The sequence below is a fragment of the Cytobacillus gottheilii genome, assembly GCF_900166665.1.
Lineage (GTDB): Bacteria > Bacillota > Bacilli > Bacillales > Cytobacillaceae > Cytobacillus > Cytobacillus gottheilii_A.
Window position 1 is genome coordinate 240546 of record NZ_LT800494.1, and the last position, 16652, is coordinate 257197.

Consider the following 16652-nt stretch of genomic DNA (forward strand, 5'->3'; position numbering starts at 1 on the left):
AGATAAATATTCCCCGCTGGACCAATGGCCCGAATGTCACCTAGTAGGCAGTCCAGCCGCCATCGACAGCAATGATTTGGCCATTGACGAAGCTTGATTCGTCCGATCCAAGGAATAGGGCCATTTGGGCAATTTCTCCCGGCTGACCTGCGCGCGGATTAATTTGCATGCCCAGCGCCTGCCGGCTTGCTCCATATTCACTCACATTTGTCATGGAAGAGCTAATGTTGGTGATAACTGCTCCTGGTGCAATTCCATTACAGCGAATGTTTTTATTGGCATACATAAAGGCTGTGTTTTTCGTTAAGCCAACTACTGCATGCTTTGAAGCCGTATATGCTGCACCTGCACGAGCGCCGTATAAACCACCTGCAGAAATATTATTGATGATTGTCCCATGCCCTTGCTCTAAAAAGAGATTAATTGCAATACGCGAAGCCTTCATAACAGAGACAGTATTGACCGCGAAAACTTTATCCCATCGTTCGTCGGAAATTTCGCCAACAGGCTCCATGCCATCCATGATTCCTGCGTTATTGACAAGAATATCGATCTTTCCAAACGATTTTTGTGATTCAGAGAATAGCTGCTCTAAATCTGAATCAGACGTCACATTCGTTTGAAGGGCAATTGCTTCGCCTCCAGCATGATTAATTTCATCTGCTGCAGCTTTAGCGCCTTCAAAGTTTAAATCCGAAACAACTACTTTCGCTCCTTCTTTTGCATACAATTCGGCTATTGCTTTCCCCATGCCGGATGCTGCACCAGTAATAATCGCTACTTTGTCTTGTAATCGCATTGTGAACATCTCCTTAAATTTCATTATGACAAGAGCACAGCTTTCATAGGTGATAACAATCTCAAAACGAGTTTTATTGTACACTTGTTGAATAAATATTATTATATAAAATAAAACGTTTTCAATAGATGGGAAAGAAAGATTCTATTGTTACTGTACAGATTTATGAATTTTGTCTAATAAGAGGAGAAAAAATGACAAAACAAGATATGAGAATTATAAAAACCAAAAATGCCCTTCATCATGCCCTGCTGGATATATTAGATGAAAAGCTGCTTGAAGATATTTCAATAACAGAAGTTTGCCGTACTGCCAATATTAATAGGGGAACCTTTTATTTACATTATGCTCAAATCGAGGACCTCTTCGAAGAATATTTTAAAGAAATAACAGGGGATCTTTCGCGTGCGTATCAAGAACCTTATCGATTTGTGTCTGTCTTAAAGGTAAGTAAATTAAACTCTTCAACCATTCGCATCTTCCATCATATCCAAAAGTATGAACGCTTCTATCGGATTGTCTTTTCTAAGAAAGTACCTCTTATGTATTACTATTTACTATTCGAAGAAATTAATCGTTTACTGCTGCAAGAAGTAGAAGATCCAAAAACAACAGAAGATATAAATAAGCAGATTCAATGTGCTTATCAGGCTAATGCTATTATCGGCATCATTATTGAGTGGTATAAAAGCGATTTTTCCTATCCTGCAGACTACTTAAATGATCAGCTTGTGAAAATATTGAATCTATCACACAGACAGCCCCACTAAAGTATCTCTGTACCCTGTCTTCTAGCGCCTATCTTTTCAGCTCCGTGACCTTCCCTTAAGAGGCAACGTACGCATATCCAGGGATCTATCTTTGCAGAAAATAGATTAGGAGGATTGTGCACTAAAAAGTAGTGCACGCTCATTCCTCCTCTTTTTTTTGGCCGAAATATAGTACGCCTAAGCACCAAAAGCCAATCATCAGAAGTGTTACTGCAATTAGAACAGGGATGGGGCCAAATTGAATAATAAAGGGGACGGCAGCAGAAGTAATCAGACCTCCGCCGAGCATAGGCTCAAATAAAATTTGCTTATAGCCGAAGCCAGTCAGTGCAGGTGTTTTATTGTCAGAGTCAGCAATGCGGATCAGCATAATACCTGTTGCAGCTACGCCTACTCCTTGGCCAAAATCTCCAATCCCCCGTTCAAACCAATAATTTGGAATCATCCGGGGAGCAAGATACAAGAATAGTAACAGGTTGATCGTAATCCCTGCTGCAGCAAAAATAATAAACGGAAGCAAATGCTCTCCAATCACTTGGAGACTAAGAGAAGCCATCGCGCTAATAATTAAAAAGTCGAGCGCCACACCTTGTATGCGATTAATAGTTTCGCGATCGGTCAGCTTATGAGAATCGAATCTTCCTAAGATCAGTTGGAGGAGAATTCCACCAAGCATGGCAAAGGGGAAAAGCGGCACATACTGAAACAAGTAAACGTCAAAGGAGCTTCCATATGTAGCTTCTTCCAGCCAGATGAAACCTTCCAAAAAAATATATCCTATAAAAATAGCAATCCCAATAAACCCTAGGTGCAAAGCATACGGTTCAATAGACATAGGAGAAGTCGTCTTAAGGCCGGCGCCTTCGCGATTTTCTTCTTCAATAATGCCAGAACGCTGCTCGACAGAGATCTCATCTGGATGCTGCAGGATTTTCGTTTTTCCTTTTCGTGCTGCCCAATTGATTAAAGCCATCCCAATAATAACCCCTGATAAGATGGCCACTGTGGCAAGACCAATGGCAAGGTCGTAACCCTCTGAAAAGCCGAGCTCTTCAAAGGTGCTTTGCAATCCAGCAGCCGTGCCATGTCCGCCTACAAAGCTGATTTCGATTAAGGCTCCTGCGGCAGGATTTAAATCAAAAACCGGGGTCATCACTGTAATGGTAAGCAGTATTCCGACAACATATAGAGCTAAGGAAATGGTATATCCTAATGCAGTTTGCGGTCCGCCAATTTCCCAGATTTTCTTAGGCTTAGGCAAGGAAAGGCCGATAAATAGACATGCGAAAACCACGTTAATCAGCAGTCCCGGCAAATCTGCCCAGACATTCACAATTTCCTCTGTAAATAAACCAGACTCTAAACGGCTGAAGCCAAGACTACTTACGAGACGGCCAAAAACCTCAGGTCCAAGCAGCAGTGCGAGAAAACCGCCGATCAGTGATGCCGGTAAAAACAATTTTTGCAAAATGGGTATCTTTAACCGAACCCACATTGCCAGAACCAGTAGAATAGCCAAAAGAACAAGCGCAAAACCAGCAACTCCTAATGACATAAAAAAAGTTCACCCTTTCCGAAATAAATGCTTATAGAGTTAATACCTTTTTCATTGAGGCTGAAACACGTTTGTAAATATGTAATCGAAAGCAGAGTTGAATTCTAGAGCAAAAGATCATTATAAAGGGTATTATAGTAATGCAGGAACATTTGTTCTAAAATAAAGTGAAACCGTTATAGGAGGCGAAATCTTTTGAGACCAGTACTAAGGAAGGATATAAAGATTGATACTTTTAAAGAGTACTATTGGCTTAAAGCTGAACTGCAAACATTTTGCAGAGAAAATGGCATAAGTGCTGCAGGTTCAAAAATGGAGATTGCTGAGAGAATAGAGATCTATCTACAGACAGGAGAGGTCAGAAAACCTGTTAGAAATTCAAACATAAGAAAGAAAGTGAAGGCAAAGGGTGATTTGAGTCTTGATACTGTCATTACAGAAAATCATCGCTGCAGTCAGGATGTAAGAGCTTTTTTTAAGAGCGTTATACCAAATTTTCATTTTTCTACATATATTCAAAACTACTTTAAAAGTAATATTGGAAAAACATATCGTGATGCTGCAGATGCCTGGCACGAGGAAGAAAAAAGAAAGAAAGACCCTTCTTATAAGAAAGCCATTGCTCCTCAGTTTGAATATAATCAATTTATTCAAGACTATTTTACTGATTTAAGGAACAAAGGAAGAACCCGTAATGAAGCAATTGAAGCGTGGAATGAAATCAAAAAGCGTCCTGGCAGCAACAAGTATGAACCTGATTCGTAACTAGTATAGTTTATGAAGTGCTTAGCGTCTCTAAATTGGTCATATACTATATTGATATAGAAATTTTATAGATGAAGAAACTGGTAATAAAAAACCCCAAAAAACCTCAGCATATTAGTGAATTTATTTTAAATTTCACCGATATGTAAAGTAAGCTACAGCTTAGAAAATTTAAAGGGGAATAATCTATGAAAAAACGTGCATCAGGATCAGCAAACATTCGCACTAAATTTATTTTATACTTTTTATTAATTGGATTAATTCCTCTTGCAGCGGCTTCTTACCTTATTTATGAAACAAGCAGTAAGGAAGTTGTTTCAAATGAGAAAGAGTGGCTAGGAGCGGAAACAGAGAATACAGTTTCAAGCATGGAAGATTGGATTTTAAAGAGATTAGATGAAATAACGATTATTTCAAAATCAAATGCCATTATCAATGGAGATTTAGAAGAACGCAGTCAGATAATGAGTGTTGTAAAAGAACAGGATCCAAATTATGAGACAGTTGTTGTCACTGGGCAGGATGGAATCGTTGAGGCCCATACAACCGCAAGTAATGTCGGGACATTAGATTTATCAGACCGGGATTATTTTATAAACGGGATGAAGGGAGAGCAAACGATTTCAAATGTAATCGTATCGAAAGCAACTGGAAATCGGATCATTGTTGTTGCTACACCTATTACATCCCAGCAGGGGGATGTAATAGGTGTAGTCTCTGCCTCCGTTAATTTTGAAAGTCTTGTGCAGCAGTTTTTAGAGGAAGAGGAAGGAACGAATAATGGCACATATCCTGTCTTAATTGATGAGGAAAATGTGATTCAATATCACCCTGAAACAGATTTAGTTGGAAAAACGGTGGATGAAGCTTCCTTTTCTGCTGATTTGAAAGGGCTTTTAGAAGAGGGAAAAACAGCTAGCGGCACAAAAACCATTCAAGAGAATGGGGAAGATCTGTTAGTTTCTTATGCTCCATTGCAAGCTGGAGGATTTGGCATCTACTTATTTACACCTTTAGATGTTGTTTTAGCAGTTACGGATAGTATTAGAAACATAGCGATCATTATTATTATTGCTGCTTTTATCTTAATTACTCTAGCAGCTGTTCTCATTGCGAATGGAATCAGTAAGCCAATTAAACAATTAACAGGACAAGTTCAAACCATTGCAGCAGGTGATTTAACCGGAGAAAAGCTGGCCATACGCTCAAAGGATGAACTTGGAATACTGGCAAAAGATATTAGTATTATGAAAGAGAATTTGCATTCGTTAATATTGCAGGTAAAAGAGGGATCTGAGCAGACTGCCTCAACATCCGCACAATTGGCAGCAAGTGCAGACCAATCCAACCAAACAAGCATGTTAATAGCTGAATCCATGCAAACTGTTGCGGAAGGTGCTTCAGCACAATCGGAAATGGTTTCTGAAAGTGTACAGGCACTTGATGAAGTCGCACAAGGCATCCAGCAGATGGCCGAAGCTTCATCAGTTATCTCTGAGAAGTCAAATATAACCTTGGATAAAGCGGGAGCCGGAAGCGGTTCGGTGGAAAAAACGATCGAGCAAATGAACGCAATCCATGAATCGGTGATTGGATCAGACCAACTAACACAATCACTTATCGTTCGTTCACAGGACATCACCAAGATCTTAAATGCAATCACTGCGATAGCTGATCAGACAAACCTACTAGCCCTCAATGCCGCTATCGAAGCGGCGCGTGCTGGAGAGCATGGCAAGGGATTTGCGGTTGTAGCAGACGAAGTCCGTAAGCTTGCTGAGGAATCACAGAGATCATCAAAAGAAATCTCAAATATCATTACAGAAATACAATATGATATTGAACAGTCAAGCAAATCGATGAAAAGTGTGATTGATGAAGTCCAAAATGGTGTAACCGTTGCAAAAGATACAAGAGAGCTCTTTATGGAAATTGTCGAGCTTACGAAAGATGTGGCAGATCATATTTCAGAGATGTCGGCAACGTCAGAGGAAATATCAGCTGCGGCAGAGGAGGTTTCTGCTTCCTTTAATGAAATCTCTACTATTACAAAAACAACCACTTCAAGCACACAAGAAGTGGCTGCGGGAGCAGAGGAGCAACTAGCAGCAATTGAAGAGATGTCTTCATCTGCACGAAACTTAAGCGACTTAGCCCTGGAACTGCAAAATGCGGTAACGAAATTTAAATTATAAAAACAATTGAAAAAGCTAATTGTCCGAATGCGGGCAATTAGCTTTTTGTACATTAAGTAATTTTTCGTATGAGCAGAAACTATCATCAGTGAAAGCAGTTAAGTCAATCGCTATCAACTTGTCTATTTTCGGGGTAGCCGATCATGATAATCCTTCCGAATCTGATGAAGTTCATGCAGCTTATCTAAGGCTTGATCTCCCATGTGCTTTCCTACATTTACAACAATGCTCTCAATTAAAGCAATGGGAGCCACCATAGAGTGGAACTCTCCCACATCACCCCTGCTTGTATACAAGGTATAAGTGGCTTGTTCAAGCAATGGAGATACCAGCATATCTGTCATTAAAATGGTGCAGATTTCTTTCTTTTTGGCGTAATCGAGCAAGACATTAATTTCAACAGATGCTTGCACAAAACCAAAAAGAAAAAGCACATCCCCTTTTTTCATATGAATCATATCCTCAAATATCTCATGGCCGCTCGAGTTAAAGGTGTATACATTGCTGTTAAATCTTTTAAGACGAAAGGCGAATAGCGAAACAAGACTTACTGAAGAGCCCGCTCCAAATAAATGAATGTTCTCCGCATTCGCAATTTTTCCAATTGATTGCTGAAAACTTTGATCTGCTAAGTGCTTTTTTGTGTCCGATAAATAGTGAAGTGCGCTATCAAGCATAAACGGTGTATAGCCGTTTTCATATTTTCTCAGGGACGCCTCTACTTTACTCGCTGGTGTTACTTGATTTACCGCTGATTTAATATATTGTTTAAAATCCTTTAAATTTTGAAAACCAACAGCACTCCAAAAGCGGGATACAGTGGCAACACTTGTCCCGCAAGCTTTTGAAATGTCCAGTTCAGTCATAAAAGGTACGTTGTCGATGTTTTTTTGTATATAGTCAGCAATAATCTGCTGGCTTTTTGAAAGCTGCTGCTTTGTGAAATCTACCATTCTCCGCGCCCTCCTTCATCTTTATAATCTGAGTATACTACAAAAATGAAATAAAATTTTCATATAAATAAAAAAGATATTAATTTTACATTATCTTAAAACTATCTTCACAAACCGTCTCTATACTGAAGGCAAGATCAAAAAAGGGAGTGAAGAAAATGAGTATTAACAAGGAAAGAAAATTAACACAGTCACAAAAAATGATGGTATTTGTATTGTCTATGTCTTTATTTGGATTATCGAAAATGATTACGGAGCTGCTTCCATCAAATGAAGTGGGGCCAATTGAATTTTCTATTTCTTATTTTGCTTTTATTCCACTCATCTTAGCAGCTTTATTTCATCCGCTTTATGTAGCTGTCGGAGCTTCAGTAGGAAATATCGTTTTCGCAGGTTTGCTAATGGGCGATTTTGGCGGAATTGGTGAGATTGAAGGTTTCATTGAATTTACGCTCGCCATTTATGTTGCCGGTCTCCTTGTCCGCAATCCATTAAGCAAGGTTCAGCTTGCAATTGCATCCCTTGTTGGTGTAGGAATTGATCAGCTCCTCAGCACAATTGTTGATATTGGGAAGGTCTGGTTTGGAGTAGAAGGCTTTGATGCCGTACCAGGATTGCCTGAAAGTATAGTCGTCTTAGAAGGAGTTAGCTTTTTAAATGAAATGGTTATTACAGGTGTGTTAGTCGGTCTTATTCCTACGTTGATCTTAACACCAAAATTATATGGAAAAATCGAACCTTTACTAGGTATGCGTCCGCGTGATGCGAAAGTAGAAACATCTATCGGTTCTTATATTACGCCTGGGTTAATTGCAGCGGTTGTTATTTTAACATTTGTTGGTATGATTGCAGAATTTATTGCTGAGATGGATATGAACTTAGCTTTCTGGTCAGCCGATTTCATTAATCAGTTTGCAGATGATCAAAAATGGATTGGCTATAGCGCATGGGGAATTTTAGCGGCAGGAGCAATCTTTATCATCTATAAGCTGATTCGCAGAAAAGGAAGCGGAACAGCTGATCTTGACCAGGCAGCATAATAACAAGTCAAATGGGGGCAGATCCAATGATTCTATTTGAAAATGTTTCATTCCGATATCCGGGATCAGAAGAATGGGTATTAAAGAATGTTTCTGTCGAAATTAATAAGCATGATTTTACGGCAATTATTGGCGGAAATGGGGCAGGAAAATCTACTTTTTGCAAAGTGATAAATGGATTAATCCCCTACTACTATGTAGGAGATTTTGAAGGGAAAATGTCTATTAATGGGGAGGATGCAGCTGCTTCAAATGTTGCATCCCTTTCAAGCAAAGTAGCTTATGTATATCAGGATTTTGAGAATCAGCTAGTTCGTCCAAAAGTACTTGATGAAGTCATTTTTTCTCCGTTAAATTACGGATACAAGGATTATATGGAAAGAGGCAAGAGGGCACTTGAGCTTCTTGATCTTACTCATTTAGCAGATGAATATGTCTGGCAATTAAGCGGAGGGCAAAAGCATCTTGTGGCACTAGCAGGTGCACTTGCCCTTGCTCCTGAGGTATTAATCATTGATGAACCAGTAGCACAGCTGGACCCTGCACATGCCATACAATTGTACGAAAAGTTAAAATATCTGCATTCCGAATTAGGTTTGACGATTCTTGTCATTGAGCATCATACTGAATTTATTGCGGACTACTGCAAAGATGTAATGCTGATGGAAAAAGGAAGCGTTAAGTGGAAGAAGCCTGTGAAAGAGGCGTTGAACTCGGTTGAGGAGCTCACAGAAAAACATATACATCCTCCTCAAGTAACAATGGCAGCCTTTCATGAACGGCCTCTGTCAGAGCAATTGCCTGTGACAATAGAAGAAGCAGGCCACTGGTTTGAAAACTACATTATTCATGAGAAGGGTGTGCCGTTTACTGTCTCTCCTGAAAAACAGCAGTCACTTGTTGAATTTAAAGGAATACATTATGGCTATAAAACCTTGTCCCGCAAGATTGTACCTGTTATTAAAGATCTTCAGCTTCAAATTCAGGCAGGCGACAGAATTGCCTTAGTAGGAAGTAATGGGGCGGGAAAGTCAACGATATTAAAGCTTATTTCCGGTCTGATTAAACCTCTGCAGGGGGAGATTTCTTATAACGGAGAATCTCTTAAAAAAGTTTCTCCTGAAAAAAGAGCGGAAAAAATTGCCCATATTTATCAAAATCCAGAAGAGATGTTCATAGAAGATGAAATTCTGAAAGATATATCCTTTTTCCTTAAAGTGCGCAGTCATCCTGCCCTGGAAGAGATTACAGAGAGAATGGTTCAGCAGTTTAACTTGGATACACTGAAACATCGAGATGGACGCTTATTGAGCGGGGGGCAGCAGAGAAGAGCATCCCTTGCCATCGGACTGGCTATGCAGCCTGAGGTTGTTTTATTAGATGAGCCGACAGCAAGCCTGGACATTGCAACGAGGAAAGAAATGATAATGATGCTCCAGGAGCTTGATTCCTCGGTCAAGGCCGCTGTGATAGCTACACATGATATGCAGCTTGTTGCTGAATGGGCAACGCGGGTGGTTGTTCTTAACCGCGGAGAAATCATCGCTGATACAACACCACAGGAATTGTTTTCAAACCAGTTTCTATTAAAGGAAGCCTCACTGGTTGAGCCTCAAATCGTTTCTCTATGTCATGAATTGAAGATCCACCCGGTTGAACTCACGATTGACGGCTTTTTAAGAAGAATTAAATTGGAGGAATCTGCAAGTGAGTGTTTTTCAAAAGTTCTTTAGCAAGCTGACCGTTGAAAATATTAAAATTGAGCTCATGCGGACGGCATATGGCAATGAACCAACACCGCTTGCCAAACTGGATCCGCGTATGCTGATTCTGTGGGTGCTCATTTATTCAATCATTCCATGGCTGACACATAATCAAACCATCCTAATAGGGCTGACCTTATTTACAGCAGTACTTGCCTATATGTCGAGAGTAAGCCCGCTGCTTATATTCCTTCTGATTGTTGGCGTAATCTCGCAGTTTACGTATTTGGTTTTTGCGGCCATGTTTTTAGGCAATAGCTTTTCAGTCTTAATTGCTGTTATTCCAGTGACGATGAAGGTAGCTACTGTCTCCTTAGCGACAATGGCAGTCTTTACAAGTATGGATCCTGAAAAGTTTAGCGACGCACTTCTTAAATTAGGGGTGCCAGGAAAGTTTAGCTTTGGCGTTTCATATGGTTATCGTATGCTGCCCATTCTAATCGAGGAATACCAAAACATTATTCATTCCTTCCGATTAAGAGGGAAGCTGCCGTCTAAACCAGGCTTCCTTTACAGCCGTTATGTCTTTTACTATATCAAAATGTGTATCATGGCCTTTTATCCGATGATGCTGAATACAGCGAAGCGGACCAGAACAACGGTGGAGGTTTTAGAGGTAAGAGGTTTTAGTTATACGCTGGAGAATAATATTGCTAAAGATATCAAACTGAATTATTTAAAAATGACAAAATATGATTATTATTTTATAGGGATTAGTACGCTAATTACAGCATTGATCTACATAGTGGGTTACCAATTCCCGCTTTAATAGAAAGGAAGATTCAGCATGATCATAGATTTTCATACACATGTAAAACTGGCAAAACGAGTGGATTTTGATATTGAATTTTTTAAAGAGGTTATTTTGAATGCAAGAGAGGCAGGACTGACTGCAATCGCAATGACGGAGCATTTTAACACGAAAAATTACTATGAAATCTACGAGCAGCTCGATGAGCACTTTGATTATATAGATGATTATTACGATGTTGATGGCTTTAAAGTGTTTACTGGAATGGAAATTGATGTTTGTGAAACAGGTCATATTTTATTTGTAGGACATAAAGAGAAGCTTCTGCAGATCCGCAGGCTGCTTGATTTCCATACAGATAAGGAATCCTTTATCTCACTTCCGGACTTACTGGACCTAGGTGAGCATCATGACCTGCTGATGATTGGTGCCCATCCTTTAAGAGAAACAACGCCATTACATCATCACGATCCTGCTCTGCTGAAAAGATTCCATGCTTTTGATTTGAATGGTAAAGATATGCATGAGCATGGGATTGAAGAAATGAAGGAAGATGTTCTGGCATTTGCTGCACAGCTGGACATTCCAGTCGTTTGCGGCAGTGACTCCCATCATCCTATCCATATCGGAGTGGTCAAAAACGAATTTGAACAAGACTTTAGCACCGCCCAAGAAATAAGAGATGCAATTAAAGGAAACCAATACAAAAGCATGATCGCGCCAAATCTGCATACAAAAATTAATGCAGCTAAAATTGTTAAGAAAAAAATGAAAGAGGCATTAACCGTATAAAGAACGGGAGAACAGACCGTGTTCCACATTGTTGCAGCAAAGCCTGGCTAGTCAGTAGATGACAAGCGGGCTTTTGCTTTTTTACTGAAATAATGACGGATATCCAAATGCACAATTCAAAATAAAAAGGCTGGACAAAACGAAATTAATCTTTCTAAAACACGAATATTCAATATTTTGATTTGGGTATTTAAGCAAGTCCGTTCCATTGCGCTGCGGACCCTCGCTTTCCGTGGGGAGGAAGCTGAGCCTCCTCGAAGCAAAGCTTCTGCGGGGTCTCACCTTTTCCTCTATTGCCCACAGGAGTCGAGGGTCCTCCGCTCCATTTCACTCATGTTATAAAATATATTTTATAATCATAAAAAAACCGAATGATTAGCAAGATAACTTCCTAACCATTCGGTTCTATGAGTGTGTTAAATACTTATGTCTCATCTTCTTATCAAAGTATTAATAAACTTTATCACCGTTGAAAATAGAGTTTTTCACGATTACGTAGTCTACAGTGCGAATGGATTCAAGTTTGTTTCCGCCAGCATATGAGATAGAGGATTGAAGATCTTGTTCCATTTCTGTCAATGTGTCCTGCAGAGCGCCTTTATGCTCCACAAACATTTTTTTGCCTTCTACGTTTTTCTTTTCTCCCTTTTGAAACTCTGAAGCTGATCCAAAGTACTCTTTAAAGAGTTTGCCATCCTTCTCGACTGTTTCACCAGGAGACTCTTCATGGCCTGCAAATAGAGAGCCGATCATGACCATTGAAGCGCCAAAGCGGACTGATTTTGCGATATCGCCATTTGTACGGATTCCGCCGTCAGCAATAATTGGCTTGCTTGCTGCTTTTGCACACCAGCGCAATGCTGCCAGCTGCCAGCCGCCAGTACCAAAACCAGTTTTAATCTTTGTGATGCATACTTTCCCTGGTCCGATTCCAACCTTTGTTGCGTCTGCACCAGCATGTTCAAGCTCTCTTACCGCTTCAGGTGTTCCAACGTTCCCAGCGATGACAAAGCTTTCAGGCAAATGCTTCTTAATGTGCTGAATCATACGGATTACAGCATTTGAATGACCATGGGCAATATCAATTGTAATATAGTCCGGCACAAGCTTCTCTGCCGCTAATTGCTCAATGAACCCGTACTCTTCTTCTTTTACCCCAACACTAATTGAAGCAATTAAACCACGAGACTGCATATCTTTAATAAACGTAATACGTGTTTCAGGCTCAAAGCGGTGCATAATATAAAAATAATTATTTTCAGCTAAATAAGAAGCGATTTTCTCATCAATAATCGTCTGCATATTCGCAGGCACAACAGGCAGCTTAAATGTATGCTTGCCAAATTTAATAGATGTATCACATTCAGAACGGCTATCTACAATGCATTTTGCAGGAATTAACTGAATATCTTCGTAATCAAATACATTATCCAAGGTTCAACACTCCTAAAAGCGAATATTATTATTGTGTTAGTTATTAAATGTTCGTACATACGGTAATTTACAGGATTTTTTTACAGTTGTCAAAGGTTTTTACTTTTATTTAACTTATTCTTTACAGTAGAGTGGAGATAATTCTTCGTGTTTTTTGACTAATTGAAGGGAGAATGAAGATGATTACTGTAATCGGCAGCATTAATATGGATTTAGTTACTATTACAAAAAAAGAGCCCGCTTTAGGAGAAACGGTGATGGGAGAGAGCTTTTTTACAGTACCGGGAGGAAAGGGGGCTAATCAGGCTGTTGCAGCAGCCAAACTGGGAGTACCAGTAAAAATGATTGGCTGTGTAGGATATGATCTATTTGGCGAGCAATATATAAACCATTTAAAAGATCATCAGATTGATATTGAGCATGTTCGCAGGCTAAAGAATGAAAAAACGGGGATCGCGAGCATTACAGTTTGGAATAACGATAATAAAATTATCGTTGTGCCTGGAGCAAACAAGAGGATTACACCAGAAATGGTTGAGTCGCACAGAGAAGAGATTTTAAAGAGCAGCTGGCTGCTGCTTCAGTTTGAAATACCGCTTGAATCCATAGAAAAGGCATTAGAAATAGCTGCTGAAGGTAATGTAAATGTGATCCTCAATCCTGCTCCTTATCATGAGATACCAGAAAACTGGCTTGATAAAATCACCTATATCACTCCTAACGAAGCGGAGGCGAAGCAGCTGTTTTCGGCATTTGCAAACAAAGAGAGTCTCCTGCCAAAGCTTATTATCACGAAAGGGAAAGATGGTGTGGAATATTTTAGCAAAGGAGAAAGAGTCACCATTCCTGCTTTGAATGTGGAGGCAGTAGACACTACAGGAGCGGGGGATACATTTACCGGTGCTTTAGCTGTTGCCCTTTCTGAGGGCTTGCCTTTAAAAGAATCCTGCCAATTTGCCGTTAAAGCAGCAGGTTTTTCTGTAACAAAACTTGGTGCCCAGGCAGGAATGCCAAGCAGGTCAGACTTGAATAAGGAAACTGAAAACAGGTAGGACAGCAATAGATAAATAAGGCTCATTGTACCTCACTCTATGGACGCTTAAATTGCCTAAATGAACAATTTAAATTACGCTTATAAGAAGAGGGGAATAATGAGAGAGGATGAGGAGAAATGAATCAAAGTATTGATGATCTAATCAAAGGAAGACGCTCCATCAAGAAGTTTCAGGAAAAGCCTGTAGATCTTGAGGAAATAATTGACTTGCTTGAAGTAGCGAAATGGGCGCCAAACCATAAGATGACGGAGCCTTGGCGCTTTCTTTTATATAGTGGAGAAGGAAAAGAAAAATTTATAGAGGCATTTGCCGCCACCCAAGGAAAAGGAGAGGAGGCAGCAGAAAAGACAGCGAAAAAAGCAGCTTATTTTCGCTCTATTCCTCTGCACTTAGTTGTGATTATGCCGGAAGATCCTCGCCAAAAAACATGGGACGAAGATTATGGGGCAGTATCTGCATTTATTCAAAACTTCCAGCTCGCAGCTTGGGCAAGAGGGATCGGCATGATTTGGCGTACTAATGACTGGATTTACAATCCGGTTTTCCGTGAACAAATCGGAGTACAGCCAGGAGAAAAGGTAGTGGGGACATTAATGATCGGTTATGCTGAGCATGTACCGGAAGCAAAGCCTAGAACTTCTATAAGAGAGAAGTTAAGAATTATTTCAGAATAATTAGCCCGAAAGTTGTCAGTTTTTACTAAGTTGACAGAACTATATGTTTTATTGTAGTCTATAATTATATGAAAATTGAATAAACCTCACTTTTCGGTGAGGTAGAGGTGCGGTATTTAATAGTTTTTAGTTGAGCGTGAGCAGCGATGATGCTAAAAAGAAGGAAATCCCGCCGAAGTGTACAATATGCTCAAGTATTGGATGCTGGGTCTGCAGTTAAGAGCTGCAGGACTGTCTCGGTAAACTTCCCGGTTTACTCGAGGTGTGCTATCTCTTTAAGGGAAAAGTGGAGGATTTAGGCTAACTATGTATACAAAGACCTGAGTTCATCTCAGGTCTTTTTTGCTTTTTATTAAAAGAAAAAATGGGGGCAGGAAAATATGAGAAAAAAATTATCTTTTTTAAGTGTATTGGCACTTGCGGCAGTATTGCTTTTAGCAGGGTGCGGGACTAGCTCAGATGAGGGATCTGCGGGATCTGGATCAGAGTCAGATTCAGAGAAGGATGTATTCCGTGTAGGTCTTGAAGCAGGTTATGCACCATTTAACTGGACACAAATGGATGAAGCAAATGGCGGTGTCCAAATTGATGGTAACGCGGAATTTGCAGGCGGTTATGATGTAGAAATTGCGAAAAGAATTGCTGAAGGCTTAGGTAAAGAGCTAGTAATTGTGAAAACAGAGTGGGATGGTCTTGTACCTGCGTTGACTTCTGGTAAAATTGACGCGATTATTGCAGGGATGTCACCAACTGAAGAAAGAAAGCAAACGATTGACTTTTCAGACAACTATTATAAATCCGACCTTGTTATGGTAGTGAAAAAAGGCGGAAACTATGAAAATGCTTCTTCTATTCAAGATTTTAGCGGTGCAAAAGTAACGGCTCAACTGAACACATTCCATTATTCTGTTATTGAACAAATTGATGGTGTTGAACAGCAGCCAGCAATGGATAACTTTCCTGCTATGCGTGTTGCTCTAGAATCTGGCGTAATTGACGGCTACGTTTCCGAGCGTCCTGAAGGTGTGAGTGCTTCTTCTGCAAATGAAAACTTTGCAATGGTTGAATTTACAGAAGGCTTTGAAACATCTGAGGACGATACAGCTATTGCGGTTGGTGTTGCAAAAGACAGCGAGCTAACTGAAAAAATGAATGAAATCTTAGCGGGAATCTCTGAAGAAGAACGCGTAGAAATTATGGATGAGGCTATTCAAAATCAGCCAGCAGCGAACTAATATCGCTGTACGGCCGGCTGCATGAGAAACATGTAGCCGGCTTCTTTTTTGACATATTCAATAAAAAAGGAGGATCACCATGAGTCTCGATTGGATGATACAAATCATACAGTCAAACTGGCCGATGTTTTTGCGCGGAGCTGGTTGGACATTAGTTATCGCTTTAACAGGAACAATTATTGGATCGCTCATCGGGTTGCTGGCAGGAGTCGTTCGAACAATCCCTGCTCCTGAAAAGGGAGTAAAAAAGAATCTGCTAAAATTGATCAATGCCATATTAACCATTTATATTGAATTTTTCCGTGGTACGCCAATGATTGTACAGGCAATGGTCATTTTTTATGGCTCTGCACTTGCCTTTAATTTTCATATGAACCCGATTATTGCTGGTATTGTGGTAGTAGGAATTAATACAGGTGCTTATATGGCTGAAATCGTGCGTGGAGGCATTATTTCGGTAGATAAAGGCCAATATGAAGCGGCACAGGCAATCGGTATGAATCATGTGCAGACTATGATTCATGTAGTTATGCCGCAAGTAATTCGCAATATATTGCCTGCAACAGGGAACCAATTCATTATTAATATTAAAGACACGGCTGTATTAAGTGTAATTTCAGTAACGGAACTATTTTTCCAAACGAAAACGGTGGCGGGCAATAACTTCCGCTACTTCGAATCTTTCTTTGTCGCGTGTATCATTTACTTTATTATGACATTTGCGATTACTCTCATCCTGCGCTACTTCGAACGCAAGCTCGAGGGTCCTGATAACTATACTGTCATCGGCAATAACTTGCATATTGAAACAGCTGAAGATATGAAAAAGAAAGCCAATAAAGGAATGTAATTTTGACTGAGAGGAGGAACA

The 16652-nt window shown here is 40.0% G+C and carries 15 protein-coding genes and 1 riboswitch; of the genes, 11 read left to right on the plus strand and 4 right to left on the minus strand.

Translation table 11 applies throughout. From position 1 onward, the window contains the following. Positions 1-40: 40 nt before the first annotated feature. A complete protein-coding gene (locus B7E07_RS01435; RefSeq protein WP_080843718.1) occupies positions 41-799 on the minus strand; it encodes an SDR family oxidoreductase in 759 nt (252 codons plus the stop codon). A 194-nt stretch (positions 800-993) separates the two neighbouring features. Here B7E07_RS01435 and B7E07_RS01440 point away from each other — a divergent pair, with 194 nt between their 5' ends. Continuing rightward, positions 994-1569, plus strand: a complete 576-nt coding sequence (locus B7E07_RS01440) for a TetR/AcrR family transcriptional regulator (protein ID WP_080843719.1) — start codon at positions 994-996, stop codon at positions 1567-1569. Positions 1570-1708: 139 nt separating this feature from the next. On the opposite strand, the gene B7E07_RS01445 is transcribed toward B7E07_RS01440, so the two are convergent. Next, a complete protein-coding gene (locus tag B7E07_RS01445; RefSeq protein ID WP_080843720.1) occupies positions 1709-3124 on the minus strand; it encodes a sodium/glutamate symporter in 1416 nt (471 codons plus the stop codon). 195 nt (positions 3125-3319) lie between these two features. Between B7E07_RS01445 and B7E07_RS01450 the strand changes: the two genes are divergently transcribed. Both B7E07_RS01450 and B7E07_RS01455 read left to right on the plus strand, forming a co-directional pair. Beyond that, positions 3320-3889 (plus strand): DUF6434 domain-containing protein, encoded by a 570-nt coding sequence (locus B7E07_RS01450; protein WP_080843721.1) that lies wholly within the window; start codon positions 3320-3322, stop codon positions 3887-3889. A gap of 188 nt (positions 3890-4077) precedes the next feature. Then, a complete protein-coding gene (locus B7E07_RS01455; protein ID WP_080843722.1) occupies positions 4078-6084 on the plus strand; it encodes a methyl-accepting chemotaxis protein in 2007 nt (668 codons plus the stop codon). Between the two features lie 122 nt (positions 6085-6206). Here B7E07_RS01455 and B7E07_RS01460 read toward each other — a convergent pair whose 3' ends face one another. Then, complete coding sequence (locus tag B7E07_RS01460) at positions 6207-7037, minus strand: MurR/RpiR family transcriptional regulator (RefSeq protein ID WP_080843723.1); 831 nt, start codon at positions 7035-7037, stop codon at positions 6207-6209. 158 nt (positions 7038-7195) lie between these two features. On the opposite strand from B7E07_RS01460, the gene B7E07_RS01465 reads away from it, so the two are divergent. The 4 genes from B7E07_RS01465 to B7E07_RS01480 are packed head-to-tail and all read left to right on the plus strand — an operon-like array spanning position 7196 to position 11383. Beyond that, complete coding sequence (locus B7E07_RS01465; protein ID WP_080843724.1) at positions 7196-8077, plus strand: cell division protein FtsQ; 882 nt, start codon at positions 7196-7198, stop codon at positions 8075-8077. A gap of 26 nt (positions 8078-8103) precedes the next feature. Continuing rightward, the gene (locus B7E07_RS01470) at positions 8104-9810 is read left to right on the plus strand and encodes an ABC transporter ATP-binding protein (protein WP_080843725.1); all 1707 of its coding nucleotides are present in this window, start codon (positions 8104-8106) and stop codon (positions 9808-9810) included. Beyond that, positions 9785-10609 (plus strand): energy-coupling factor transporter transmembrane component T family protein, encoded by an 825-nt coding sequence (locus B7E07_RS01475; RefSeq protein ID WP_257391371.1) that lies wholly within the window; start codon positions 9785-9787, stop codon positions 10607-10609. The genes B7E07_RS01470 and B7E07_RS01475 overlap by 26 nt, the downstream gene beginning before the upstream one ends. Positions 10610-10627: 18 nt before the next feature. Continuing rightward, entirely contained in the window at positions 10628-11383 is a 756-nt protein-coding gene (locus tag B7E07_RS01480) for a PHP-associated domain-containing protein (protein ID WP_080843726.1), read from the plus strand. A 450-nt stretch (positions 11384-11833) separates the two neighbouring features. On the opposite strand, the gene guaC is transcribed toward B7E07_RS01480, so the two are convergent. Continuing rightward, positions 11834-12817 carry a GMP reductase gene (gene guaC, locus B7E07_RS01485; protein WP_080843727.1) on the minus strand — a complete coding sequence of 328 codons (984 nt, stop codon included), beginning with the start codon at positions 12815-12817 and terminating at the stop codon, positions 11834-11836. 179 nt (positions 12818-12996) lie between these two features. Here guaC and rbsK point away from each other — a divergent pair, with 179 nt between their 5' ends. From rbsK to B7E07_RS01505, 4 genes are all read left to right on the plus strand, one after another. Further along, positions 12997-13869, plus strand: coding sequence for a ribokinase (gene rbsK / locus B7E07_RS01490; protein WP_080843728.1), 873 nt, complete (start codon positions 12997-12999; stop codon positions 13867-13869). 119 nt (positions 13870-13988) lie between these two features. After that, positions 13989-14546: a nitroreductase family protein gene (locus B7E07_RS01495; RefSeq protein WP_080843729.1), complete on the plus strand. Its 558-nt coding sequence runs from the start codon at positions 13989-13991 to the stop codon at positions 14544-14546. 94 nt (positions 14547-14640) lie between these two features. Next, a riboswitch (Lysine riboswitch) is annotated at positions 14641-14824 on the plus strand. A 102-nt stretch (positions 14825-14926) separates the two neighbouring features. After that, the gene (locus B7E07_RS01500; protein ID WP_080843730.1) at positions 14927-15781 is read left to right on the plus strand and encodes a transporter substrate-binding domain-containing protein; all 855 of its coding nucleotides are present in this window, start codon (positions 14927-14929) and stop codon (positions 15779-15781) included. A gap of 79 nt (positions 15782-15860) precedes the next feature. Further along, the gene (locus B7E07_RS01505) at positions 15861-16631 is read left to right on the plus strand and encodes an amino acid ABC transporter permease (protein WP_080843731.1); all 771 of its coding nucleotides are present in this window, start codon (positions 15861-15863) and stop codon (positions 16629-16631) included. Positions 16632-16652 lie beyond the last annotated feature (21 nt).